Consider the following 26,999-nt stretch of genomic DNA (forward strand, 5'->3'; position numbering starts at 1 on the left):
TTACGGAGTAATCGAGAAAAAGCAGGATCAGCTTTTGTCAGAGTTGTATTCTACCTTTGGCTCCATGAGGCGAATCAGTTTCCGCTCGGTAGCGGTGTCTGTTGCAGGTGTGTAGATGCTGCACCGCAAATCGGCATTTCCCTGAACCTGTAGTGAAGTAAGATCAAAAAGCATTTTGCCAGCTCTGGAATGTCTAAATTCAATCAACACGTCCGGGGCGCTGCTAACACTGCTTTGTTTCCAGAGTGTATGAAAATCAGGGTATCTGTCCATCATGTCATCCAAAAACAAGTTATACCATTCATCATCGACATATTGACCGTAATAAGCGCGGAAAATAGCCAGGAATCCGCTAACAAAATCCTCCCAATTGACGGCCAGTCTCCGAAATTCCTTTCGTTCAAACAACAAGCTGATCATGTTCCTCTGTTCAGCAGGAATCTGTTCAAAGTCCATAAACACATGCCGCGCCGCGTCATTCCAGCCAACAATGTGGCAGCGTCGGTCCGAGATGATGGTGGGACAATTGCGAAGTTCCTGCAATATTTTCTGCAAGGAGGGATGAATCTGGAGTGGCTTCTCATCCAGGATATGAAGTTCCGAATGGTACTCCAGACCAAGGGAAAACAAATACTTCCGTTCATCCGCTGTCAGCCTGAGAGCTGAGGCGATGTTATCCAATACGGAATGAGATACCTGAATATCTCGGCCCTGTTCAAGCCAGGTGTACCACGTTGTGCTCACTCCTGCCAATTGGGAGACTTCTTCTCTTCTTAATCCAGGCGTTCTTCGCCGGGAGCCCGCGGGTAATCCGACGGATTCCGGAGAGATTTTGGAACGTTGGTTTTTCAGAAAAGCGGACAGTGCCTGCAGCCTGACATCATGGTTCATTCCATCACCTTCGTTCCTGAGTTTATCATGGTAGTCATTATACTATTATAATTGACAACTTGTAATAGGATAATACGAATGGCAATATAAGTGCATAACTTAACTAAACAAGTATGGAAAGAGCACTAAAGGAGGATGCATTATGGAGCGTGTTGTTATCACTGGAATGGGGATTATCTCTCCTCTGGGGAATGATGTGCATACATTTTGGAATGGATTGGTGGAAGGCAAATCGGGAATTTCGCCAATTGAAGCGTTTGATACAACGTCCTATAAAACGAAGATAGCAGGGGTGGTCCGTGATTTTGACGGAGAAGAACGGTTTGGACGGAAGGAAGCACGGCGTATGGACCGGTTCGTGCAATTTGCTGTTGCGGCAGCAGATCAGGCTTTATCTGACTCCGGTCTCGAGATGGATCATGTGGACAGGGAGCGCGTTGGCGTGTATATCGGTTCCGGCATCGGCGGAATCCAGACCCTGATGGAGCAAGGTAAACTCCTGTCTGAACGTGGGCCTTCGAGAGTCAGTCCAACACTGGTGCCCATGATGATATCCAATATGGCTGCGGCTATGGTGAGCATGAGATTTGGCTGTTGGGGTCCCACTCTCTCGCCAGTGACAGCCTGTTCGATCGGCAACACAGCAATAGGTGAGGCTTTCCGGCTGATCCGTCATGGTGGAGCAGATGTGATTTTTGCTGGAGGGACGGAGGCAGCTGTCACCGAAGTATCACTGGCAAGCTTCGGCAATGCGACGGCGCTATCTACACGAAACGAAGCGTACGAAGGGGCGAGTCGACCATTTGATGCAGGCAGAGACGGTTTTGTCATGGCTGAGGGTGCCGGGGTCTTGGTTGTGGAGTCTTTGTCCCACGCCCTTGCGAGAGGCGCAAACATCCTTGCGGAGATCGTAGGTTATGGTGCCAGTTCAGACGCGTATCATATGGTGGCCACCCACCCGGAAGGGCGTGGTGCATACTTGGCCATGAAAGCAGCTCTGGCAGATGCACAGCTTCAGCCGCAAGAAATTGATGTCATTAATGCTCATGCTACCAGTACTGAAGCGGGTGATCTTTCCGAGACCCGAGCAATCAAGCAGCTGTTTGGTGCGGAAGCCTATCATATTCCGGTAACGGCAAACAAATCGATGACCGGACATATGCTGGGTGCGGCTGGTGGTGCGGAAGCCATATCGCTCATTCAAAGCTTACGTAGCGGTATCATTCCACCGACAATCAATCAAGAGCAGAACGATCCGGAATGTGATCTCGATTATGTACCCAACGTTGCACGAGAAGCTGACCTGAAGATTGGCATGTCCAATTCATTTGGCTTTGGTGGTCATAATGCGGTCATTATTTTGCAGAAATATTCTTCTTGAACAGAAGGGCTGTCTCGAAAGGGCTTCCCATTTCGCTTCAAGGTGCTAACGAACCTACGGCACCCTAAACGTCGGATTCGCAAGGAATGCAATTTTTAACGAACTTCAGTGACGTTAATTCAGTGAAAAACGGCGTCAGAGCCTAAAAATCGACCTCATCGATGAAATAACGTCTCTGTGATTCGTTACATCTCAGAATTGTGCAAATGGGAGCGAATAGCGGGTGCCAGATTCGTTAGTCCAAAATAACGTTAACAAGGGGCGTCCACCGTCATGCTCATGACTTATCGGACAGCCCCTTTTGGCGATGATTATCCGCATCTGTATACAGCAGACTACGGACGAATAATGCTGATGATCAGGACGAGAGGGATGGAGATTCAGTGATACCCTTACTTGTTTTGCGCAGCCAACTGACACGCCAACGTGATTGCATGAACAGAACGAGGAACATAGATGCAGCCGCAATCAGACTAAGAATGACAAAGCCAGGTGTGTAGGATTGGTAGGAACTGTACAGTTGGCCGAGAATCAAGGGCAATGCATACCCGCCCAATCCGCCAGCGGCACCTACAATGCCTGTCATCAGTCCAATCTCGTTGCCGAACCGCTGGGGAACCAGTTGGAACACGGAGCCGTTCCCGGCACCGAGACACATCATGCCGAGAAATAGCATAACAACGACAACCGGAAGCGGTGGCATGAAGGACACACCAATCAGCATGATACATGCTCCTGTATACAGGAAGGTCAGCATGCGTGTTCCGCCAACCTTGTCAGCCAGATAACCCCCTACAGGCCGGAAGAAACTGCCTGCGATCACACAGAATGTGGTAATGTCGGCGGCATGGACAGGAGACAGGCCATACTGCGTATTAAAGAAGATGGTCAGATAGTTACATAATCCAACGAAGCCACCAAAGGTTACGCAGTAAAAGGCACAGAATACCCAAGCGTCCTTTTGTTTCAGCAAGCTTCCGTATTGAGACAATTTCTTAGGCTCAGGGCGGTTGGGACTATTTCGGGCAAAGAGGGAAAAGAGAACAAATACGATGGCGATCGGTATAATCGCAAGCCCAAATACCACTTCCCAGCTACCAAAATGGGTAGCCAAACGATTGGCGAACAACGTTGCAAGGACCGTTCCGCTATTCCCTGCTCCGGCAATACCCATGGCCAAACCTTGATGCTCTTTGGGATACCATTGTCCTGCCAATGGCAAAGCAGCAGCAAAGGAGGCGCCTGCTACACCTAGCAAGAGAGCCACCACATACAGTTGGCTCAGGGAGTCAACCCATAGCCAGCCCAGTAACAAGGGAACAAGAGTGACGAGCATCCCGATCTGGGCGGTCAGTTTGGGACCGATATAATCGGACATGAACCCAAGCACAAGCCGCAGGATGGAGCCGCCAAGAATAGGCAATGCCACCAAATTGGCCTTTTCAAGCGGTGTCATCGGATAATCCAAAGCAATCACTACAGCGAGTGGACCAAGCATACCCCATATCATAAAACTGATGTCAAAATACATAAACGCGCCGAATAGAGTGGGCTTATGCCCGCTTTTCCAAAAACTTTTGCTCTCCATCATCCATCATCGCTCCTTATCCAATTGGTATCTTTATAACTTGCCTATGTGCATGTTCAGGCAAAAAAAGGCCGCAATTCGTCCTGAAATGAACGATTTGCGGCCCCGTTGCCGACTGGCGGAACACGTCATTGTGTTCCGCACCCAGAGTTGATCACAACACTGTGATTTTGATTCAAATTATAAAAAGAGAAAACTTTTATGTCAACAAAAATAACATTAAAATTCTGAAATATTCATTTTTTATAGTTCTTTAAATTTTATATGTTAATTTTATTGACATTTAATTGAGGTTGCCTTAATCTGAATCTAATATGAAACCATACAATGGCGTGTGGATTCCAGAGGCAACGGTGCCCTTTTCCGATATGTGGAGAAGGGATTTTTCTGTTTATTTACAAGCATATGTAACAGAGATAGGGGGGGAGCCCATGAGAAAAACGAAACTTGTGATTATCGGGAATGGCATGGCCGGTGTAAAGTGTGTGGAAGAGATTATTGCGCTAAAGCCTGTTACATATGAGATTGTTATTTACGGTAATGAACCCCGTCCCAACTACAATCGGATTATGTTATCTAAAGTACTGCAAGGCGAGCATTCGTTACAGGATATCATTATTAACGATTGGTCCTGGTATGACAAACACGGTATTCGACTATGTGCAGGGCAAACGGTGAATAGAGTGGATACCCGCGCGAAATATATAGAGACTGAATCCGGCAAGAGGGAAGCCTATGACATACTGATTCTGGCAACGGGATCTTCTCCGTTTGTTCCACCGATCCCCGGGATCGATAAGGAGAGGGTTATGTCCTTTCGTACGATTGATGATTGTACACGCATGTCCGAATATTCGAAAGAATATCGCAAGGCAGCCGTTATTGGGGGTGGATTGCTTGGGTTGGAGGCTGCACGCGGGTTGCTGCATCTGGGCATGGAAGCCGTGGTGGTGCATAATGCACCGTACATTATGAACCGACAGCTGGATCATAAGGCTGCCGCGATGCTTCAGCAAGAGCTTGAGGGTCAGGGCATGTCCTTTCTTTTGGCGAAAAATACTCAGAAGATTACCGGACGTTCGCAGGCCCAGGGGCTTCTTTTCACAGATGGTTCAAGGCTTGAAGCCCAGGTTGTCGTTGTGGCTGTGGGCATTCGGCCGAATGTGGATCTGGCGAGGCGAAGTGGGATTACAACGAACCGGGCGATTGTCGTCGATGACTATATGCGAACCAGTGTACCGGATATATATGCAGTTGGGGAATGCGCTGAACATCGGGGGATCAGTTATGGTCTGGTAGCTCCCTTATACGAGCAGGGGAAAGTGCTCGCACGTACGCTCTGCGGACAGGAAACGCCGGAATACAAAGGTTCGATTCCATATTCTCAGCTGAAGGTATCGGGGGTTGATGTGTTCTCAGCCGGTGAAATCAGCGGGGAAGGCATGCAGACAGCTATTCAAACGCTGGATGGAATTCGGGGCACATACAAAAAAGTGCTGATGCAGGCTGGCAAGGTGCGCGGAGCCATTTTATTCGGAGATACGGCTGAAGGTACTGCGCTGCTTGGACTGGTGCAACGAGGGGCGGACGTGGTGGAACTGGCTCCACGTGAAGGTGCCCAGGACCCGGCTGAGATGGCTGCTGCTGCACTATCGGATCAGGAAACGGTATGTGCCTGCAACAATGTGACGAAAGCTGCGATTATGAAGGCTATTCAGGAAGATGGACTGCAGACCGCAGATCAGGTCAAGGAACGGACCAAAGCCTCAGGTTCATGTGGTGGATGCCGCCCCATGGTCGCTGCTCTGGTGAAACATACACATAATCTGAAGAATAATGATGGTGACAGTGCGATATTGCAAACGAAGAAAAAGACTGAAATGCCAGTATGCAGCTGCACAGAGCTGGGGCATGCCGGACTGAAGGAAGCCTTGAATCATATTCTGGCTTCACGTGAAGGTCTCGTGGGTGTACTGGATCATTCACCTGCGGGAACTCGGCAAATGGATCTTACCCCGATCATGCAGAAGCTGAACTGGGGTTCAGAGCATGGGTGCGCGGTATGTCGCCCCGCGATCCGCTATTACCTGCAGGTATCAGGTCATACGACGAATGAACAAGAGACGATGAGCGGTCAACATTCAGCTGTTGAAGAGAGAACAATTCTGGTTCCAGTGGATTGCGCGACTGAGCATTTCCATGAGGCTCGGATACGCTGGGATGATCATACTCCATTGTCATCCTATGCAAGAGACGTGGGTGGCTTGGCTATACAACTTCGTGGGAGATGGAAAGATACGGCAATGCCGTCTCTCGTGAACATAGGGGTCGCACCAGGGCCTGGGTCATTGGTGAGCGCACTGGTTCAAGACATCGGTTTGCTGGCTTCTCCTGCAGGATGGGAACTTTATGCCGGTGGGCATGCGGAGCATCCAGTCAAGGAAGGCAGATTGCTCGGGGTCGCAGAAACCGAGCAGCAAGCGGCATTGCTCTCAACTGCCTGTCTCCAGTGGTACCGTCAAACTGCCTGGTATGATGAGCCGTTATGGGCATGGGCAGAGCGGTTGGGATTCATGGCGATTCGGGAAACGCTTTTGGATGACCAGTTACAGAAAGAACTCGCAGCTTTTCAACATGATGAGCGTGGATTAACGTCAGAATCCGAAGGTAGGCTGTACCGTGAAACGCCTTTTGTGCAGGGCAAAGCCTGAATCGGGTTGGTCTATTATAGCTGAAAGGCGGGGATGGAAGATGGGAGTATCGGTTAGTTCAGAATCAACAGCTTCAAGGCTCCATGTAAAGGAGACCCAATGTCCATATTGCAGTGTACAATGCAAAATGACAGTTGAAGAACTTGCTGCACCTGTTACGGGTCTGCATCGTGGGGAGTACACGGTCCAGGGTGTTCCGAATGAAGCCTCCCAGGGCAGACTGTGTGTCAAAGGTATGAATGCACATCAACATGCGCTTAGTGGGCAACGGTTAATGCATCCGTTGATTCGTCGCAATGGCGAACTTGTAACGTGTTCCTGGGAAGAGGCCATTCAGAATATTGCAGAGCGATTTCAGATTATGAAAGATGAGTATGGAGCAGACACGGTTGGGGTATACGGAGGCGGCTCTTTGACGAATGAAACAGCCTATCTTCTGGGCAAATTCGCAAGGGTCGCATTAGGTACGAAATACATCGACTATAATGGAAGGTTCTGCATGTCAGCTGCAGCTTCAGCCGGCAGCAAAGTATTCGGTATGGACCGTGGACTAACGTTCCGTCTATCCGACATTCCCGAAGCAGGCTGTATTGTATTGGCAGGCACCAACATTGCGGAATGCCAGCCAACCCTGCTGCCATACTTCAATGAGGCAAAGGAGAACGGAGCTTTTATTATCGTTATAGATCCTCGTAGAACTGCGACCGCAGCGATGGCTGATCTTCACCTACAGGTGAAGCCTGGGATGGATGCTTTGCTGGCGGATATTATGCTGAAGGTAATTATGGATGCCGGGATGGTGAACGCCCATTTTATAGAAGAAAGAACGAATGGATACGAACAAGTGCGGCAAGGCTTGGCAGATTTACAACTGGAGCAGGCGGCAGCGGCATGCGGGGTAGATCTGGATCAGATACGGCAGGCAGCAACGGCATACGGTAAGGCAGATACAGGAATGATTATGACGGCACGCGGAGTGGAGCAGCAAACGGATGGGCATCTGGCGGTCAGACATTTTCTGAATTTGGTACTGGCGACTGGCAAAATCGGCAAACCAGGCTGCGGATACGGGGCCATCACAGGTCAGGGGAATGGGCAAGGCGGGCGGGAACATGGACAAAAGGCCGATCAGTTGCCCGGCTATCGTTCCATCGAAAATGAAGCTGATCGTGCCTATGTGGCATCAGTCTGGGGAGTGGACCCTGTAAGTTTACCGGGTAAAGGGGTTTCGGCCTACGAAATGATGGAGCGTGTCCATGATCAGGATATTCGGGCACTGCTTGTGATGGGTTCGAATCCGGTTGTATCCAATCCCAATGTGGGTTTGGTGGAGGAGGCACTTCGAAAGCTGGATTTCCTGGTTGTGGCAGACATGTTTCTGTCCGAAACAGCCCGATTGGCCGATCTGGTTCTCCCGGTCACTGCCTATTTGGAGAACGAAGGAACACTGACCAATCTGGAAGGACGTGTTCTGTTGCGCGAAAAAGGGCGACCTGCGCCAGGAGAAACGCGAGATGATTGGGACATTTTATGCCGAATTGCTGCAGAGTTGGGGCAAGCCTCTTACTTTCAATATGATTGCGCTGAGGACATATTTAATGAGCTTCGGGTAGCAAGTCGCGGCGGAGTCGCTGATTATTATGGCATAACCTATGAACGTTTGCGTAACGAGAAAGGTGTATATTGGCCATGTCCTGCCCCGGACGAGCAAGGCATGGGGCTGCTATTTCGTAAGCAATTTGCACACCCTGATGGCAAAGCTGTATTTACAGCGGAGTTAAGCGCAGGTTGGAATGATATATCCAAGGAATTCCCTTTGATTCTCACCAATGGACGTGTGCTCCCTCATTACCTGACAGGGGTTCAGACACATCGAAGTCCAGCGCTGGCAGCTCGTGAATTGGAGAACTTCGTTGAGCTTCATCCGGCTACTGCTGCCCGTAATCGTGTACTAGATGGTGAATGGGTAGAGATCCAATCGGAGTATGGGAGCTTCACCGTGCGCTCGAGAGTCAAGGAGTATATTCGAGAAGATACCTTGTTCGTGCCGATGCACTGGGGTGGCGTTCAGAATGTGAATCGTGCAACAAGACCCGAATTGGACCCATATTGTCGTATGCCTGGGTTCAAGACGGTTGCAGTAACCATTCGCCCTATTCGATTGGTCAGGTAATTAATACAGGTTGAACTATACTACAAGTCTGATTATGATCTTAAGCGGCTGTGCAGTCCCCCATTTATATGAGACTGTGCGGCTTTTCTTTGCGTATTAAACGTAGGAATGCAATAGTTCCGAGGTTACATGTAAACATGAGGATTGGCCCATGAATATGGTCGGGATATTCGTTAGAATGTTCAATAGGGGCACATATGTACGCATGTTTAAATAAAAAACGAAATAGGCCGAAGCTTAAGTTTGGTCCATTTTCCATGGTGGTATAGATATAAGGGCTGATAGAGGCTTCTTCTAACATAAAGCAATACATAGGAGGGAAAGCAGTGAACGTATGGATTACGGTGAAAAGTCTGGGTAAACGCAAGCCGGCACTTGCCAAACAAGCTGCCGAACTTCCGGAAACAACCGATACGCTGAGACAGCTTATTAAGAACATGGTGGCTCAGCAGCTCAAGGCTCTTCAAGAAAAGAACAATGAAGCGGAATGGCTTGCCTACCTGATGCCTGAGGACATTCAGGAGCAGGGGGCAGCAGGCAAAGTGGGCTTTGGCGCAATTTATAACAAAGGGGTTCCCGATGTAGCACGCGCCATGGATACCGCTGTAACCGCATATGAAGATGGTTTATTTAAAGTGTTTCTCAATGATGAAGAATTGCAGGCACTGGATGAGCCGTTGATTATACAGGAAGACGATAACGTGGTATTTATCCGCTTTACAATGCTTGCCGGGCGTCTGTGGTAAAGAGTAACGAGGAGGAGAATGGAATGAATCAGGAAGATAAAGTTGAACAGTATCAACATGAGTTGCAGGAAAAAGTGAAATCGCTGAATGGTGTGGAGCAGGAACTCGCGGTTTATGTTGCAGAGATGGCTGGATTCACCTATTTGCGCGAAGACGAAAAGGCCTATTTGAATACAGAGCAGCAATTGAAACGTATGTCTGCTGAGATGAAAACTCCATTGTTTCGTCCATTGCTGGATGTGCTGGAGCAACTGGTCAGTGAATCCTTCTTGGCTAGGTTCCGTTACATTGCAGAACGCGCCGCGAATTTTCCTTATAGCAAACATTACGAGCGCAGACCCTTTCGTACGACCAATCCCGAACAGCATATTGGACAGGTTCTTCGTAAAATGATTGCCTTGTTCCGTATGGAGATGCATGGCTTCTCTCTGAACGAATATGTATCCATGCGGGAGTACAAGTTTGATTATCTTCATGAGATCAGAGCCGTTTTGCCGGATTGCATTGCCTATGAACTGGATCATGAAACCGTCAATATGAAGCAGGCGCTGCATGATATTATCTATGGTGACAATCAGAATGCATTGCTGACCACTGAAATGATCAAAGGTATCTTTATGAGCGATCAGGTAGATGCTTATCAGATGGTTGGGGAATTGCTGGTAGCAGCCAGGCTGCAGGAGGGTTTGCGCCAGAGCATTGTGGAACGGATGGATGAAGGAACGCTTGAGGCGTATATATACATATTAAAAATAATCATCGACAACAACCTGATTCGGTTCAGTTCGGTAGTGAGAGCGCTCGCCGTATGGACAGGGATCGGAATTGAAGCGGCGAATCAGCGTGTTGCTGCGCAATTAATTACACAAGCGCATCAAGCATTGACTGATCCTGCGGTGCGAGAGGAATGGCAGCAAAGCGCCAATGCAAACCAATTATTCATCAGTCTCTGGGCAACGGCTGTCATTGAAGAGAATGAGTTGGAGCGAAAAGTCATCCAGATCATGGATCACGGGCAAGTATATCAGCAGATTGTTGCACAATACGTACTTGCTAACAGTCAGAACAGAGGGCTGCGCTTAAACATGGCACGTCAGTATCTTGAAGTACAGGATCTGGAGTTACTGCATTGGGTGATTGAGAATTATGATGCCATGTACATGTTTAACTGGAGCTTTGATAATGGGGAGAATCAACGTAGTGTTCACGTCTGGCCGCTGCCTGTTTTTGAAGATAAAGCCGTGCGTCGGCGTGACTTTGATCTGTTCAAAGAGATGCTAATCCACATCCCGCAGGGAGGATCAGCTGGGCCATCCGGAGTTCTTGAATTTGTTCAATATCGCATCGATCCGGATGATGTAGTGAAAAAAATGCTGTACCTTGCTGCGTATGACATGGACCCGGAATGGATTGGCGAGGTCATTGCGCTCAAAGACAAGCTAAGCCCGGATTTGCGAGGAGAATTGTTGTCCCAGTTTGTCCATCATCCCGAGAACGAAGTACAAAGACAGTTTATTTTTGACAGTCTGTCGGATAAGAGCATGAACAACCGTGAGAATGCTCTGCTCAAAGCCAAGCTGTTGACGCTGACGCTCGAAGAGATGCTGCAAATGGAGGCGTTGCTCAAACTGAAAACGGGATCTTTGCGTCAGAAGATCATTCAGGTGTTACTGCTTCAGCCAACCGATCAGCTAATGGTATCCCTGAAACGACTTGTACAATCTAAAACTGAACTGCAGCGATTGGGTGCGCTGGAACTGTTGACCGAGATCTCCGCAGATCCACAACGCACGGAGCAGCAGGAGCAGATGCAGCCAATCATAGCGTTAATCGAGACACCAACAGTCAAGGAGCAGAAGCTGCTGGACAAGCTTGCAGAGCAGAGCAGCAGGTATACAGCGGCTAATGGATTCGGCCTGTATGATCCTTCATGGGAAAATCCACTGCTTCATGAAGAACGTGATCTCGGCGGCTTTAAGCCGATGGACCTGTTTACCCTTTCCCTGGAAAAAGCGAAGCAGTTTCTTGAAGGGTTGGATGCGTTGCTACATGAGCACAGGGACCATGAATATGAGGCAGAATATTATGCGGGCTACAAAGAAACCTTGCTTGTAGGTGCGACGTTGCGTGCTATGGTCTTCATTCCTTATGATCAGCGGCAAGATATAGCATTATTGGAGCAGTTCCCTCTCCATAACATATGGGGGGAATATGTTCAGAAGAGTGGTCTGGATAGTAAAGAACTGCTGCAAATTTTGTTTGCGATCCGTTTGGAGGATCTGAATAAGAAGCTGGATAGTTATTACCGTTACTATTCCACCATATACGAATATAGTGAGTTGGAGAAACACTGGCTGCTGGAAGGATGGCGTAAGGAATTTGCAGAAGAGGTCTATCCGGTTCAGTATATCCAGGACATGAAAAAGATGGTCAGTGAGCTTCGTTACGCAGATCAGGTGAAAACGCTGATTGAGGCCGTTTATGAGGACAGTGATAAGTCAGATACATTTGAAATCGTTGAGCGGACACTGTATTCGCTGATGAAAATGATGCCTGAGGAACAAATGGAAAAGGAATCGGGCATGCTCGATCTCTTGTCTGGCCCATGGTTCTATATTATACGGGATCGTGTATATGACGATGAGAGTTTCATGCGATACTTCCAGACAATAAGCCAATTCGATCGATTAAATAGGGACAGTAGCCGAGGTTCCTTCCTCACTCTGAACGATTACCTGCGTGCCTATGAATTGGACTTCATTGATGCACAGGAGGTCTACAAGCAGCTGCTTGTGGGAGAGTCTCGTGCCCTGTTTATTCGGGAATTGACATCAAGTCGGTCCGACTGGATTGCGGAGAAACCGGTATTGGCAGAACTGCGAAGAACAGTTGTTGAACGAATTTTGGAGATTGAGTTAACCCGAGGAGAGCTCTCAACAGAAGTAAGTACGCTGGCCATGAAGCTTGAACGCATTGAAGGGTTGGAGCATTGGGTGCATCTGGTTGCTGCCATGGATCAGGATACCTTTGTCCGTGGATATATCTACAGCTACGGTGACAATACGACACGTAAAGAAACGTTCAGCCATCTGATCCAGGTTTGCCATCCGCGTGATGGAGAGGACGAAGTGCTGCTGGGACAATTGCTGGCGAAGCATCCCATCCAGGAGAAGAAGCTCCTGGAAGCCGCAATGTACGCGCCGCAATGGATGGAGATTGTTGCGAAGCATCTCGGATGGGAAGGACTGCGCAGTGCAGCCTGGTACTTCCATGCCCATATTAATGAACGATTCACTGCTGAGAAAGAAACTATCGTGGCGCATTATTCTCCAATCTCGCCCCAGGACTTTAACGAAGGCGCATTTGATATCGCCTGGTTCGAGGAGGCATACGAGGCCGTCGGTGAGGAGCGGTTCAGTCTGTTGTACGATTGTGCCAAATATATCTCCGGGGGAGCCAATCACCGCAGATCACAGTTGTTCGCGGATGCGGCACTTGGGAAGCTGAAACTTGAAGATATGCGTGAGTCTGTGGAAGAGAAGCGCAACAAGGATCATCTGTTGACTTATAGCCTGATTCCGTTTGTAGCAGAAAAGGAACAGGATCTGCGCGAGCGGTACGACTTCATTCAGAAGTTTCTGATGCAGAGTAAGCAGTTTGGTGCACAGCGCCGGGCCAGTGAAGGTCTGGTATCCCAGATTGCACTGGGCAACCTTGCCCGTAATGCGGGGTATGCCGATGTGACCCGGCTAATGTGGGATATGGAAGCTCGCAAGCTGGATGAGATGAAATCCTATTTTGAGCCCCACGAACTGGATGAGGCTACCACAGCCCAATTGGTCATTGATGAAGAAGGTCAGCCGGAACTGCTCATCGTAAGCAAAGGGAAGACACTCAAGTCTGTACCTGCCCGGTTCAAGAAAGATGGATACATCGCCGAACTGAAGGAAATAAAGACCGATCTGGTTGATCAGTATCGCCGGGCAAGACAGGAATTGGAGCGTTCCATGACGGCAGGAACGTCCTTTACGAGTGAGGAAGTTTCAAGTCTGTTGCAGAATCCGGTTCTTCGTCCACTGGTTCGCACCCTTGTATTCCAAGCAGGTGACAAGCTGGGGCGTTTCGATGTAACTTCCGGTGGGCTGGTTACTCCGGATTCGGGAGATGCGGAAAGCTCGGTTCAAACCTTGACGGAACAGGATAAATTGCTGATTGCTCATCCATTGCATCTGTTCCAGAGTGGACGCTGGAGCGAATTCCAACGGGATCTGTTCAACCGTCAGGAACGCCAGCCATTCAAGCAGGTGTTCCGTGAACTCTATCTTCCGAATGAGGATGAGCTGGCTAATGGAACGGTATCCCGTCGGTATGCAGGTTATCAGATTCAACCGAAAAAAGCAGTTGCCCTGCTCAAAGGACGGCAATGGACAGTCAGTTATGAGGAAGGGCTGCAAAAGGTAAGCTATGAGCATAATCTGATTGCCAATCTCTATGCCATGGCAGATTGGTTCTCACCCGCAGATACAGAAGCGCCTACGCTGGAGACGGTGCAGTTCTATGATCGAAAAACTTATAAACCTGTCGCGTTAAAGGATGTACCGCCGGTCTTCTTCTCAGAAGTCATGCGTGACATTGATTTGGTGGTTAGCGTTGCGCATGTTGGCGGAGTAGATCCGGAAGCCAGCTTGACCACAATTGAGATGCGTCATGTGATTGTGAATGAGTCACTGCGTCTGTTGAAAGTCAGTAACGTTCGTCTGGATGGAAATTATGCTCGAATTGATGGTGAACTGGGCGAATACGCCGTTCATCTTGGTAGCGGCAATGTGTTCAAACAGGCGACGGGCGCACTTCACATCGTACCCGTGCACAGTCAGCATCGGGGCAGAATCTTCCTGCCATTCCTCGATGAAGATCCGAGAACGGCTGAGATTTTATCGAAAGTGATGTTATTGGCTGAAGACAAGAAAATCAAGGACCCGCAAATCCTTGCACAATTGCAGCATTAGGAACTGAGTGTACCGCCCCGTATGGGGCGGTTTTTTTACATGATAGGAGAAATACGGTTTGAACCTTGTAAGCGTGTTCTATATAATGTCTTTAACGCTTTAACACAGATTAAAGTGAGGGATGTAATCATGTGGAGATCAATTTACTTGCGGCGTCTTCTATTATTCAGTGTCATATTGGTCGCAATCCCCGTCATTACACTTGGATATCTGTCATACTCCAAGGCAAAGGGAGTTATAACCTCAAGGGTAATTCAGGCGAACATGCAGACTCTTGAACAGACACAACTCAAGACAGAACAATTGCTGCAGACCATTGATTATTCACTGATTCAATATATCAACACGTCCAGAATTAGTGAATCTGTTCTCAAACCCGTCCGTGTGAAAGATTATCCGGGGATTAATGAGTTGCGTGAAGGCTTATATAAATTGCAGACGTACGAGAAGGGCATCGAAAATGTCAGACTGGTGAGTCTGGAAGGCAGATGGGTGCTGGATAATAGCGGGTACAGTAGTTCATTTGCAAACCTCGAAATGAAAACGCTATCAAAATTTATTCAAATGTCAGCCACCTCTGTCTGGTTCACGAATCTAGCTAGTGAGAATGTGCAGCTAATCAAGAAAATACCGGTCAATTCTGTTCGTGAGCCAGCGGGACTATTGGAAGTGACTCTGCCGTCCCATCGTCTGGAGCAATTGGTACCTGCACGTCAGAATGGTGCAGAATCACTGATTCTGGACAACGAGCAACATCGTCTGACCAGTCCCACGGATCAGGCATTCTCCAAAGCTGCGATGGAGCAGATTATACCTGTACTGCTTGCAAACCATCTAACCTCGGGATATGAGCGATTAAACATTGATGGGCAGCCATATGGTATGAGCTTCCGTCTGTCCGATTATAACGGTTGGACCTACATTTCCCTCGTTTCCATCAATGAGATTGCGAAGGAGTCACAAGCCATTGGCTGGTATACAATCTGGATCTGTACGGGCGTCTTTACAGGACTTGCGGCATTTTCCTTGTTTGCCTCCAGACGAATATATATGCCGATTCGACATGCATTTGAGGCAGCTATGGGACTGGAACCAAGGGATAGAAACAGACGCATTCGCTGGAGAGAGTTTTCTCATAAAGGTTTAACAGGGATGGATGGTGAAGCAGCAACTGTTGAATGGCCGCAGGATGAGCTGCGTGCGATTGGTGAACGCGTCCAGTCGTTAAAATTTACCGAATCCCGTCTGATGAAAGAGATCGAGAATCACACGGTTCAACTCAGAGGTCTGTTTGTACGCAAGCTGCTTACGGGAGAGATGAACCCGAGAGATATCCAGAGCGGAATGGAGCAAGTGCATTATGCTATGAATGCAGAAGCCTACTGCGTTATTGCCGTTCAGGCAGATACATTCAGTGACACACGGTTCCGGGAATCAGACCGGGATCTGCTGTTATTTGCCGTGTCTAATATGGTTGCGGATCTGGTTCCCGTGTGCTCACGTATGGACCCTGTAGTTATTGGGGGACAACAGGTTACGCTCCTGACCACTGATGAGACGGATGAGGGACGGCGCAAGCTTGAAGTACATCGGCTGGCACAGAGCGTTCAGGTGGCGGTGAAAGAAGTACTTGGGCTTGGCGTCAGCGTAGGTATTAGTCGTTTCCATCAGGATATGGCCCAGGCTGCGCAAGCATATAAAGAGAGTGGAGAAGCGCTGAAATACCGAATTCGGTTTGGTGAAAATGTCGTTCTGCATGTGGAAGATGTGCTCCCTGACCAAGAGGTACAGATGATGTTCCCTGAATGGATCGAGAAACGACTCATTGATGCACTACATGTGCCTGATCTGGATATGGCCCGTGAATGCCTGCATGAACTTCTGGAGGTGACCCTGCGGGAAAGTCATTCCCATCAGGAGTATCAGATGATTCTGTTCCGGTTGTTGTCCGATCTGATTCGCGAGTTCCAGACCACTGGAGAGGCTTTATTGCTGCCTTCAGGAGACGTGAGAGATCTGTTTGAGCAGTTGATTAATCTGAAAACGTCTGCGGATGTGGAACGCTGGTTCATGAAAACGATTCTGGAACCCATGGTGGAGATGACAACGGCAAAATGGGGAGAGCGTAACATGAACATCTCCCAGCAGATGATGGAGATTATTCATGCCAATGTAGAGCAGGATCTCTCCCTGGATACGTGTGCAGCCAAGTTGAACTATCATCCCAATTACTTGAAAACTGTTTTTCGAAAGGAAACCGGTGTGAACTTCAGTGATTATGTATCCCGTCATCGATTGAATCAAGCAAAGCAGTGGCTTGTGGAGACGGACATGAAAATAGGAGATATCGCTGAACGATTGCGTTACCGCAATGCTCAAAATTTTATTCGCTATTTCCGAAAAGTCGAAGAGATGACTCCCGGTGAATATCGTAAGAAACATCGAAAGTAACGGCGTATTCAGGAAGTAGAGTTTAACCCCCGGGAAATGCTTCCGGGGGTTAAACTACGTGTCTTGCGAGTACAACCTTCAGTTTAACTTGTGAAAAGGTCATCTTTTAATCTTCCCAGATGATTATCAATGGCCTTCCCTAATGATTATTGCGCAAGAAATACGCAACCTGGAGCATGAAGTGGCTTGTGCATTGAAAGCCTTTCGTAGCAACGAATGATGCCAATTCCACCCTGATTTTTTTGTCTTTCCTGCTGAGGGGAGTATGGAATGTGATGAAGTTGAGCGCTATGGTGTATACAGCTGATCTAAAGCATTCACTAGCAACAGGAGTAGGGGAGGTAAAAACGATGGAGGCTGTTTCAACTGAGTTAAAAACGCTTACTAATTCAAAGCGTTCCGTATTCATGCGCAGACTGCGGCGACAAAAATGGTTTTTTATGATGCTGACGCCCGGATTGATCTACTTTCTGATCTACAAATATTTGCCGATGTGGGGCATTCTGATCGCCTTTCAGAATTACCAGCCATTCGAAGGAATATTTCGTAGTGAGTGGGTGGGATTCAAGCATTTCCAACAATTCTTTAGTGATGAGACGTTCTGGCTATTGTTCCGAAATACATTAATTCTGGCTGTATACAATATTGTATTTTTCTTTCCACTGCCAATTATCATTGCACTGATGCTAAATGAGGTAACGAAAAATAAGTTCAAAAGGATCATTCAGACCCTCATTTATATTCCTCATTTTGTATCCTGGGTTGTTGTAGCAGGGATTACCTTTCTATTCTTCTCGGCACAGGACGGGCTCGTCAATAACCTGCTAGCACAATTGGGGAGTTCCCCCGTTCAGTTTCTGCTCAGTGAAGAATGGTTCCGTACCGTAATTACTTCTCAGGTCATGTGGAAGGAAACAGGTTGGGGCACCATTATTTTTCTGGCAGCTTTGGCGGGAGTGGACCCACAGCTTCATGAAGCTGCACGTATGGACGGTGCTGGACGCTGGAAACAGATATGGCATATTACGCTGCCTGCGATTCGCAGCACGATTATTATCATGTTTATTCTACGGATGGGCTCCTTTCTGGACACCGGATTTGAACAGATTTTCCTGATGATTAATCCGATGAACCGTGGGGTTGGTGAAGTGTTCGATACCTATGTGTACAATATGGGCATATCACAAGGGAAGTTCAGTTATAGCGCCGCTGTAGGGGTATTCAAGTCGGTAGTGGCCCTTATCCTGGTGATTGGTGCCAACCGACTGGCCAAAAAGTTTGGTGAGGAAGGCATTTATTAATGGAGGGAGGATACAGATATGGCTGATCGAGGTTTCCTGAGCAGGTTAGCGGATGGGCTCAATTACATCATTCTTTCCATGGTTGCACTAATGTGTGTGCTCCCGTTTATCTACATTCTGGCGGCTTCATTCACGGCTCCGGAAGAATTGCTCCGTAAAGGGTTTGTACTATTCCCGACTCAATTCTCTCTGGAGGGATACCGCTATATTTTATCGACAAAGACGATTATGTCCAGCTTGGGAATCTCCATCTTCATTACGGTAACAGGTACGCTACTTAACCTGCTATTCACCGCATTAATGGCCTATCCGCTGGCACAACGCGATTTGATGGGCGGCAAACTGTTCATGAAGTTAATTGTATTCTCTATGCTGTTCAGTGGAGGCATGATTCCAACCTATCTGGTTGTACGCTGGACAGGACTGCTGGACAGTCTTGGTTCTCTCATCATTCCGGGCTTGATTAGTGCCTTTAACCTCATTATTATGCGCAACTTCTTCCAGCAGCTGCCTGACGGGATTGAGGAAGCCGCTCGTATTGATGGCAGCAGTGATCTGGGAACCCTGTTTCGGATCGTTATTCCGCTCTCGGCTCCAGTGCTCGCTTCACTTGCCTTGTTTTATGCCGTAGGCCACTGGAATTCGTATTTCAACGCCGTCTTGTACATTAATGACAATACGAAGTGGCCCATCCAGGTGTGGTTGCGACAGATTGTCATTCTGTCCGAAGGCGGAATTGGGGATATGTCCCTGATGGGTGATGATTATGTGGTACCACCTGCAGAAACCATCAAGATGGCGGTCATTGTATTATCTACGCTCCCGATTCTGGCGGTATATCCATTTCTGCAAAAGCATTTCGCTAAAGGAGCCCTGCTGGGTTCTGTTAAAGGCTAATCATATCTTGGAAGGGGTTAATACGTTGATGAACAAAAACGAAAAATCATCCAAGTTCCGTCACAAGAGAGTTGCGTTGGTACTGGTTGCTTCTCTGTTCACTTCATTGCTTGCTGCCTGTGGTTCCGATAAAGATTCGGACAGTGCTGCCGCAGATGGAAAAACCGTCTTAAACATCATGATGATCCAACAGGGAGCAGAACCTGTGAAACGGGATAATCCTATTCTAAAACAGATCGAAGAATACACAGACACGCAGTTGAATATTACTTGGGTTCCTGCCAGTGCTTACGATGATAAGGTCAGTGCAACGATTGCTTCAGGCAAACTCCCTGATCTGATGCTCGCCCGGAGAAGCAAGGAATCCGCCATGTTGAATGCACAATTATCCGGATATTTCTGGGACCTATCCCCCTATCTGAAGGATACCAAGAATCTCAGCAAAATGAGTGAAGAAGCTGTGAAAAATGCAACGGTGAATGGCAGCTTGTACGGTATTCCGAGAGAACGGGTATTGGCTCGTTACGGCATGATTTTCCGCAAGGATTGGCTGAATAACCTCGGTCTGACAGAACCGAAGACACCGGAAGATATCTATACGATTGCCAAAGCGTTCACGGAGGAAGACCCGGATCAGGACGGTCAGAAGAACACGTTTGGCATTCAGGAAGATAATACGATGGAACTGCTGAAGCAGCTCTCTGTGTATAATGGCGGCCCCAATGGCTGGGGACTGAAAGATGGCAAAGTTACACCGGATTTCTTGTATCCCGAATTCAAGGAGGCACTCGATCTGTACCGCAAAATGGTTAGTGAAGGGATCATCAGCGCTGACTTCTCTATTGCTAAGAAATATGAGTACTTCAACAAGGGAAAAGCGGGAATCTATTTCTCCGTTATTGATGATGCAGCTACTCGACATGTCGATATGATGAAGATGAAAGATGACGTCGAGATTGACGTTGCTCAAAATTTTCAAGGACCGGAAGGGGAGCGTGTCCGTGGGACGAATGGTTATGACTCACTGCTCGTGATTCCAAAATCCAGTGTAACCAGTGAAGATAAACTAAAGAAAATCATTGATTTTCTCGATAAACTCGGTGATGACAACATACGTAATTTAATTGCGTACGGCATAGAGGGAACCGATTATACGATGCAAGACGGCAAAGTGAAGAAAATTCCTGGATCAACCGGTGCGGGGGATGTCTTTAATCTGCGCTGGGGAGTGCAGACGGGAACGAAGGGAGTCATCCAAACCGATTTGGAGAAAAAAATTGACCAAACCATTAAAGACAATGCGGACATCGCGGTTACAGATTTGAGTGCATCGCTGATTTCGGATACTAATACCGAGAGAGGGGCCAACCTGAGCAAAGATATGACCGATGCGAATACCAAATATGTCCTTGGTGAACTCGACGAACAAGGTTGGAACGATGCTGTAGCCAAATGGCGTTCAGGTGGCGGAGACCAGATTATCGAGGAATTTACAACCTATTATAATGAAAACATGTCCAAGTAACTTCATTCAATTGATCAACTGTCCAGTGCGTGATTGGCCTGGAGTGACGATCTGCTGAATTGGCATTGGCCGGAACAGATGAAGTAGTATGGGGCGAGTTATGCGCATCAAGATTTGGGACGCAGAAGATATTGATCTACCAAGGCAGCTAGTGCACTGGTTCAAGGTGACTTTATCTGCCTTTTATTTTCTGTTTCTTTGGTAAGAAATCCTTAAATAGAAGTGAAAAGTTGACTCAAGATGGGCAATGGGGGTACAGATTGAATATGGGGAATGGTAAAATATACATAGAATTATATGAAATTTGATGTATTAACCAAGTCCAATCGCAGGACCGGATGTTTACATAATCGTTTTCTAGAAAAGGAGAATACGTTGGACATGTTAATCGTTTCATATCGTGAACAGGATCATGACAAGTTGGTCGAGATTTGGGAGAGAGCCGTTCGGGCAACACATACGTTTTTGGAAGAGCATCACATTCAGTTCTATAAAAAAGTAGTGAGCGACGTGTTGCAGCAAAGGCAGGTCGAGGTATGGGAAGCGCTGAATGCTGACAATGAACCTGTTGGTTTTATCGGTTTGGATGATAACTTTATTGAGATGTTGTTTGTACATGTCAGTCAGCACGGACAGGGTCTGGGACGTCTTCTGATCCACCATACCCTTAACATCAAAGGCCGTCACCTCAAGGTGGATGTCAATGAGCAGAATGCTGGAGCAGCCCAATTCTACGAGAAAATGGGATTTGTACAAATTGGTCGTTCCGAGTTGGATGGTTCCGGTAATCCATTTCCGCTGCTGCATCTGGAGATCAAGGCAGATCAGACTGCAAGATAATCATCGGTGGACCACGAAACAGGAGGAATATGACGAAGAGGAGCATGCAGGATGACACAGATTAAGAGGTAACACCGGAGCAACTGGATACAGTCAGTGGGCAATTCGCCCAGGCACATCAGCAATTGTCGGGGTTCATGTCCACATTGGACAGCCAGATCCGTGTCATGCGCAGCAATTGGGACGGAATGGAGCGGGAGCGCTTTTATAACGATTATGCAACGGCCCAAGGTACAATGAAGTCCGTACTTGAGCTGGTCTTGTCCATTCAATCGGAGCTCAAGAAAATTGCCGAGCGTTTCCGTACAACGGATGAAGACGCGTTGAGCAAGGCTCTTTTGGTGGCTTTGACTGCGGCACAGACTCTTACGTCCCTCGGTAAACATAAAGGCGATGGATCAGGCAAAACGTCTGGTCCTCCGGAGAATATGGATGATTGGAAGAAGAAGGATCCCGAAGATTACAAGAATTATGAGGAAATGTTGAAGAAGGCTGAGGAAGTGGGTGACGAAAAACTGGCGCAGCAGCTTCAGGCCAGCATGAACAGAAGAGGGCGAGACGCGTACGATGATCTACCGAACCAACAAGGATACGGGCAAAATTGAGAATATGATCGTGGTCACGCGTGGAAACAACGATATAGAATATATTCCGTGGCGTGAGTATAACTAAGCCACGGAGTCAGGCCTTGTAGCCTCCGTTTGGGTACAAGGCAGGTAGAACCGAGGGCAGGCATATAGGGAGCCTGCCCATAAACAAACACCCGCGCAACCTTCATCACAGGATGGAAAGGTTGCGCGGGTGTTTGTGGTTTGGCTTACCGTCCAGCCACGGTCAGGTGACCGGGCCAGTAAGGGGGCTTTTTTTACCCAAAGATTAATGTGTCTCTTCGTCCAGAAACGGTTTGTTCACCGCATAATACATGAAGCCCATCAGCAGCACGCCGCCCACCAGATTGCCGAGCGTTACCGGAATCAGGTTGTGAATAACCCCGCCGAATGAGATAGTCCCCGGATGGTTCAGCACCAGCGCAATCGCAAATGTACACATATTGGCGACGCTGTGCTCATATCCCGAGATGAAGAAACAGAAGACAAAGAGCATCATGGCGAACATTTTGGCTCCATTCTCCTTCATGAACATCGGCACAAAGAACGCCAGACATACGAGCCAGTTACACAGGATACCCCGGAAGAAAAGCTGCATGGCCGGAGCTTCCATCTTGTGCTCTACAACACTCAGCAGAAAACCATTCACTTGAGAAGAATCGAACAGACCCGTCAGATAGATTAACAGGGCAAATACCGCCGCACCCATCAGATTCCCACTGTAACTCGCAATCCACAGCTTCACCACTTCGAACCATTTCAGTTTTTTGCGTAAGGCTGCATACGTGTAGTAGAACGTATTTCCTGTGAACAGATCACCGCCACCATAGGCGATCAGAATAATTGCCGCGCCGAACGTGAGGGCAGCCATAGGGTATGTAAAAGGGGAATCCTCCATATAAAAGAAGTTACCCGTCTTGAACGCCACGATGACGCCAAACCCGATAAACATGCTGGCGAGCATGGAGCGTGCAAGGTACCTGATCAAGCTTTGTTTATAAATCTTGTGTTTCTTCAGAGCTAATTGTTCGACGTTGCGTAAACCTTCCGTTTCCATAATTCGCCTCCTGTTTTCCTGATGTCTTGTTTACATTATAACGAAATTATGGAAGTTGGGGAGAGGTGGTCTGGATTTGTGGTGTTTATTTAACGGGATTAAGTCTGGGGCGGAAGAATGATCGGACGAGCAGCCAGCGCCTCTTCCACAATCTGTTCGGGTGTCAGGTCTCGATCATCCCAGAAAATCAGATTGCTGATCTCCGCATAAGGCGTCTCTTGCTCTAACTCGGTTAGCATGTCATCCAGCTCATCTTCGGTTCCTTCGGCATTCATCAGCTTGCGAACCCATTCTACCAAATGCGAATGATTGGACATATCGATACCTCCTGAATGATTCATAGAGTGAACAATCTAGTCTTTCATGGGTTGATCCAATGAATCGTACGTAACGATCACCGGTAAAAATTTGGGCTCAAGCATCAGGCTTATGAGTTGTTCGTCTTCACCAGCATAAGAAATGAAATAGCTCCCAAAATGAGATTCATAGATGAAATCCCTGTATTGAAAGGAGCGTTCGGGGTGCTTTATGTTCACATAAAGCGTAATTACCCCTCGGGCAAAGGTTGCTTTCAACATAGGAATTTGGGCCAAAAGTATAATAGCGACAAGAACAATTGCTGTGCGTTTAGCGAGACGGGTCAGATGGATTCCCCCATTATCGTAAGATTATTTTTACTAATTAATGAAGGTCCATCTAAAACAGATGTCACTCCACAAGTATAGCAAGATTGCCAAACTGCTCTGTCTTTTCCATGCGTTCGAATGCTTTCGCTGTTTCCTGCAGCGGGTATAGGCCATCGATTACAGGATGTATATCATGTTGCTCCACCCATTGCAGCATCTGGGAAAACTCTTCACGGCTGCCCATGGAGGTACCAATCAGACTAACTTGAGGGAAAAAGATCGAGCGAATTGGAACAGTCAGATCATCTCCCGAGCTTGCACCGTACATCACGATACGTCCATCTGGTTTGATTATATCAAAATATTTCGGGAACATGGCTTGTCCGATGCTATCCAAGATGAAGTCAACAGAATCGAGATCGTTCTGCAGACTCCAGTCTGCATGACTGTCCAGAGCTTGGAAAGCGCCCAGGCGCAGGGCCTCTTTTCTCTTGGCTTCACTTCTGGATGTAACGGTTACCTTGGCACCAGCGACTACAGCCATAAGCAGGGCATAGGTCGCTACACCGCCGCCAATGCCAGGAATGAGGATATGCTCACCGTGCTTAAGTTCGCCACGAGTGAATAAGGCGCGGTATGCTGTCAAAGCCGAAAGGGACAATACCCCTGCTTCCGCCCATGATAGATGAGAGGGTTTGGGTAAGGCATTTCTGGCAGGCAGCGTAATATATTGTGCGAGAGTTCCATCCGTAGGGCCCCCTACAATATCGGGCACAATGGGTACGTCAACTGTGTGGTCCCAACCGAGAGTAGGGTGGATGATGACCTCATCACCTACAGATAAGCCGTTTACACCTTCGCCAATCTCCACGATTACGCCTGCTCCATCGGAACCAAGAATGAGTGGTGTGTCCTGGGATGTACGTCCTGCCATGATGAACAGATCACGATGATTAATTCCAGCGGATTTTAGTTGGATCTGCACTTCCTCGGCTTCTGGTGCCCGAGATATTGACTCTGTATATTGAAGCCCTTCAAGGCCGCTTTGACCTGAATGTATAATAGCTTTCATTTTCAAAATTCCTCCTTGTGTATATAAAACTTCACTACTGAGCCTCATTGTACAGATGGGGCAGATTCACGTAAAATGAACAAAAATGAAGGTCAGTATCAATTCAGATAATAGATAACAAGCAGGTGATCAGGGCATGGATGCAGGAGATTTAAAAATATTTCAGGCGGTTGCCCGCGAAGGCAGTATCAGCAAAGCAGCGTTAGCGCTGAATTATGTACAATCCAATGTAACAACACGGATTAAACAGTTGGAAGATCAACTGCAAGTGCTACTGTTTTATCGCTCCAATCGGGGAATGTCGCTCACACCAGCGGGTGAGAATTTGCTTGGATATGCGGATAAAATATTACAATTGTTATATGAAGCGGAGCAGGCAACGCAGATCGGAAATCCACCTGCAGGGATGCTTCGTCTTGGAGCGATTGAAACGGCGGCCTCCCGTTTTCTGACGCCGCTGCTTGCTGCATACCGTTTATGTTACCCCGGGGTGCAGCACTCCCTAACGACAGGTGGTACACATGAACTCAATCAGAAGGTCATTAAACATGAGCTGCACGGAGCTGTAATATATGGGCCGGTGGATCACCCTGAGCTGAACTATATGAAAGTGTATGACGATGAATTGGTACTGATTGCGGAACCCGGGACCCATATAATGCATGATTTATTGCGTAAACCCATGTTATTCTTTGAAGTAGGCTGTACTCATCGTGAACAGGCAGAAGCCTTTTTGCAAGATCAAGGCGTCCATATCCTCAATGTCATGGAATACGGAACACTGGACGCTATTCTGAATGGCGTATCTGCCGGGTTGGGTGTGTCATTACTCCCATTCTCCTCGGTTACCAAGGCAGAACAAAGAGGTGAGGTTGCAGTATTATCTTTGCCTGATCCGTATCGCAGGTTGGAAGTGGGATTTGTGCATTCCCGGAGTGAGCATCGATCCGGAGCGCTGGGTGCATTGGTGCAGATGATGACGAACCAAAAAAACAGAACAATAAAGGAGTAAATAACCTTGAAGAATACAGAGTTAACATTAGCAGAAGCTTTTAACCAGGCAGAGTTTATTATAGGCGGTCACGGCAGTCGTAAAGTCAAAGTACTTCAGGAAGCGCTGAAACAGATGGATGGGGAACAGTATAGTGATCATTATGGCAACGGCAAAATCATTGATCAATTTCACCAGCAGATGGCTGATGTTCTGGGTAAGGAAGCGGCTGTATTTTTCCCTAGTGGTACGATGGCACAGCAAATTGCCCTGCGTATCTGGTGTGACCGCAAAGGCATCAAGCGGGTAGCCTATCATCCTTTATCTCATCTGGAAATCCATGAGGAGGATGGACTGAAGGAACTGCATCACATTGAATCCATTTTGCTGGCGGATAAGGACCGATTGATTCGATTGGAAGATGTGGAGGGGATGAGTGAAGAGATTTCCTGCCTGCTGCTTGAATTGCCACAACGTGAGATTGGTGGACAATTGCCCGCATATGAAGAGTTGGAGGCCATCTCGGCCTACTGTCGTGAACGTGGAATCAAGCTTCATCTGGACGGGGCACGCCTGTTCGAAATCACGCCTTATTATCAGAAGACACCAGCGGAGATTTGCAGTCTGTTCGATAGTGTCTACGTATCTTTTTACAAAGGCATTGGAGGCATCGCTGGGGCTATATTGGCAGGGGATACGGATGTCATGCAAGAATCGAAAATATGGAAGCGTCGGCACGGCGGCGATCTGATCGGCCTATATCCGTATATTCTTAGTTCTCAATATTATTTCAATGAACGAATTGGCAAAATGGGGCTTTATTATGAGCAGGCCAAGGAATTGGCCACCTTGTTGAATGCGTGTCATGGTATAAGTACATTGCCAGAAGTACCCGTCTCCAATATGTTTCACGTACATTTTCCCTTGGCTCAAGCCGAGGTGGAGCGTATGCTGGCATCCATGACTCAGCAATTCGGCATAGGGATGACTTCATACTTGCAGCAGACAAGTGCTCATAGCTGTGCCTTTGAATTGTCAACGGGGGATCGTTATCAGAATGTGCCCAAGGACAAGCTGCGTTCGGCGCTGGAATGGCTGGATGAAGAGCTGCGGAAACATGTGAACTAAAATA

17 protein-coding genes and 1 pseudogene are annotated in these 26,999 nt (G+C 47.8%); 13 read left to right on the forward strand and 5 right to left on the reverse strand.

Annotated features, from left to right (window positions below; genetic code table 11):
* Positions 1–27: 27 nt before the first annotated feature.
* On the reverse strand, positions 28–891 hold the full coding sequence (locus ACFVQB_RS32390) for a helix-turn-helix transcriptional regulator (RefSeq protein ID WP_379449126.1): 864 nt from the start codon (positions 889–891) through the stop codon (positions 28–30).
* A gap of 142 nt (positions 892–1,033) precedes the next feature.
* Between ACFVQB_RS32390 and fabF the strand changes: the two genes are divergently transcribed.
* Positions 1,034–2,272, forward strand: coding sequence for a beta-ketoacyl-ACP synthase II (fabF, locus tag ACFVQB_RS32395; protein WP_379449128.1), 1,239 nt, complete (start codon positions 1,034–1,036; stop codon positions 2,270–2,272).
* Between the two features lie 358 nt (positions 2,273–2,630).
* Here fabF and ACFVQB_RS32400 read toward each other — a convergent pair whose 3' ends face one another.
* A complete protein-coding gene (locus ACFVQB_RS32400) occupies positions 2,631–3,860 on the reverse strand; it encodes a nitrate/nitrite transporter (RefSeq protein WP_379449263.1) in 1,230 nt (409 codons plus the stop codon).
* A gap of 431 nt (positions 3,861–4,291) precedes the next feature.
* On the opposite strand from ACFVQB_RS32400, the gene nirB reads away from it, so the two are divergent.
* The 10 genes and pseudogenes from nirB to ACFVQB_RS32450 form a co-directional block, all read left to right on the forward strand.
* Complete coding sequence (nirB, locus tag ACFVQB_RS32405; protein WP_379449130.1) at positions 4,292–6,571, forward strand: nitrite reductase large subunit NirB; 2,280 nt, start codon at positions 4,292–4,294, stop codon at positions 6,569–6,571.
* Between the two features lie 40 nt (positions 6,572–6,611).
* Entirely contained in the window at positions 6,612–8,744 is a 2,133-nt protein-coding gene (gene nasC / locus ACFVQB_RS32410; RefSeq protein WP_379449132.1) for an assimilatory nitrate reductase catalytic subunit NasC, read from the forward strand.
* A gap of 326 nt (positions 8,745–9,070) precedes the next feature.
* Positions 9,071–9,490: a hypothetical protein gene (locus tag ACFVQB_RS32415; protein WP_379449134.1), complete on the forward strand. Its 420-nt coding sequence runs from the start codon at positions 9,071–9,073 to the stop codon at positions 9,488–9,490.
* Positions 9,491–9,513: 23 nt separating this feature from the next.
* A complete protein-coding gene (locus ACFVQB_RS32420; RefSeq protein ID WP_379449136.1) occupies positions 9,514–14,499 on the forward strand; it encodes a DUF4132 domain-containing protein in 4,986 nt (1,661 codons plus the stop codon).
* Between the two features lie 129 nt (positions 14,500–14,628).
* On the forward strand, positions 14,629–16,950 hold the full coding sequence (locus ACFVQB_RS32425) for a helix-turn-helix domain-containing protein (protein WP_379449138.1): 2,322 nt from the start codon (positions 14,629–14,631) through the stop codon (positions 16,948–16,950).
* A gap of 350 nt (positions 16,951–17,300) precedes the next feature.
* Positions 17,301–18,251: an ABC transporter permease gene (locus tag ACFVQB_RS32430; protein WP_379449266.1), complete on the forward strand. Its 951-nt coding sequence runs from the start codon at positions 17,301–17,303 to the stop codon at positions 18,249–18,251.
* A gap of 18 nt (positions 18,252–18,269) precedes the next feature.
* Positions 18,270–19,148 (forward strand): carbohydrate ABC transporter permease, encoded by an 879-nt coding sequence (locus ACFVQB_RS32435; RefSeq protein WP_379449140.1) that lies wholly within the window; start codon positions 18,270–18,272, stop codon positions 19,146–19,148.
* 28 nt (positions 19,149–19,176) lie between these two features.
* A complete protein-coding gene (locus ACFVQB_RS32440; protein ID WP_379449143.1) occupies positions 19,177–20,673 on the forward strand; it encodes an extracellular solute-binding protein in 1,497 nt (498 codons plus the stop codon).
* 381 nt (positions 20,674–21,054) lie between these two features.
* Positions 21,055–21,513: an acetyltransferase gene (locus ACFVQB_RS32445; RefSeq protein ID WP_379449146.1), complete on the forward strand. Its 459-nt coding sequence runs from the start codon at positions 21,055–21,057 to the stop codon at positions 21,511–21,513.
* Between the two features lie 80 nt (positions 21,514–21,593).
* Positions 21,594–22,118 (forward strand): annotated as a pseudogene (locus ACFVQB_RS32450) (WXG100 family type VII secretion target); the annotation flags it as partial.
* A 271-nt stretch (positions 22,119–22,389) separates the two neighbouring features.
* Here ACFVQB_RS32450 and ACFVQB_RS32455 read toward each other — a convergent pair.
* The 3 genes from ACFVQB_RS32455 to ACFVQB_RS32465 form a co-directional block, all read right to left on the reverse strand.
* Entirely contained in the window at positions 22,390–23,178 is a 789-nt protein-coding gene (locus ACFVQB_RS32455; protein WP_379449149.1) for a formate/nitrite transporter family protein, read from the reverse strand.
* Positions 23,179–23,276: 98 nt separating this feature from the next.
* Entirely contained in the window at positions 23,277–23,495 is a 219-nt protein-coding gene (locus ACFVQB_RS32460; protein WP_379449151.1) for a hypothetical protein, read from the reverse strand.
* A gap of 391 nt (positions 23,496–23,886) precedes the next feature.
* On the reverse strand, positions 23,887–24,876 hold the full coding sequence (locus ACFVQB_RS32465; protein WP_379449153.1) for a quinone oxidoreductase family protein: 990 nt from the start codon (positions 24,874–24,876) through the stop codon (positions 23,887–23,889).
* 136 nt (positions 24,877–25,012) lie between these two features.
* Between ACFVQB_RS32465 and ACFVQB_RS32470 the strand changes: the two genes are divergently transcribed.
* Both ACFVQB_RS32470 and ACFVQB_RS32475 read left to right on the forward strand, forming a co-directional pair.
* Positions 25,013–25,888 (forward strand): LysR family transcriptional regulator, encoded by an 876-nt coding sequence (locus ACFVQB_RS32470; protein WP_379449156.1) that lies wholly within the window; start codon positions 25,013–25,015, stop codon positions 25,886–25,888.
* Positions 25,889–25,894: 6 nt separating this feature from the next.
* Entirely contained in the window at positions 25,895–26,995 is a 1,101-nt protein-coding gene (locus tag ACFVQB_RS32475; protein ID WP_379449159.1) for a threonine aldolase family protein, read from the forward strand.
* Positions 26,996–26,999 lie beyond the last annotated feature (4 nt).

The sequence above is a fragment of the Paenibacillus sp. NPDC057886 genome (assembly GCF_042796655.1).
In the GTDB taxonomy this organism is placed as follows: domain Bacteria; phylum Bacillota; class Bacilli; order Paenibacillales; family Paenibacillaceae; genus Paenibacillus.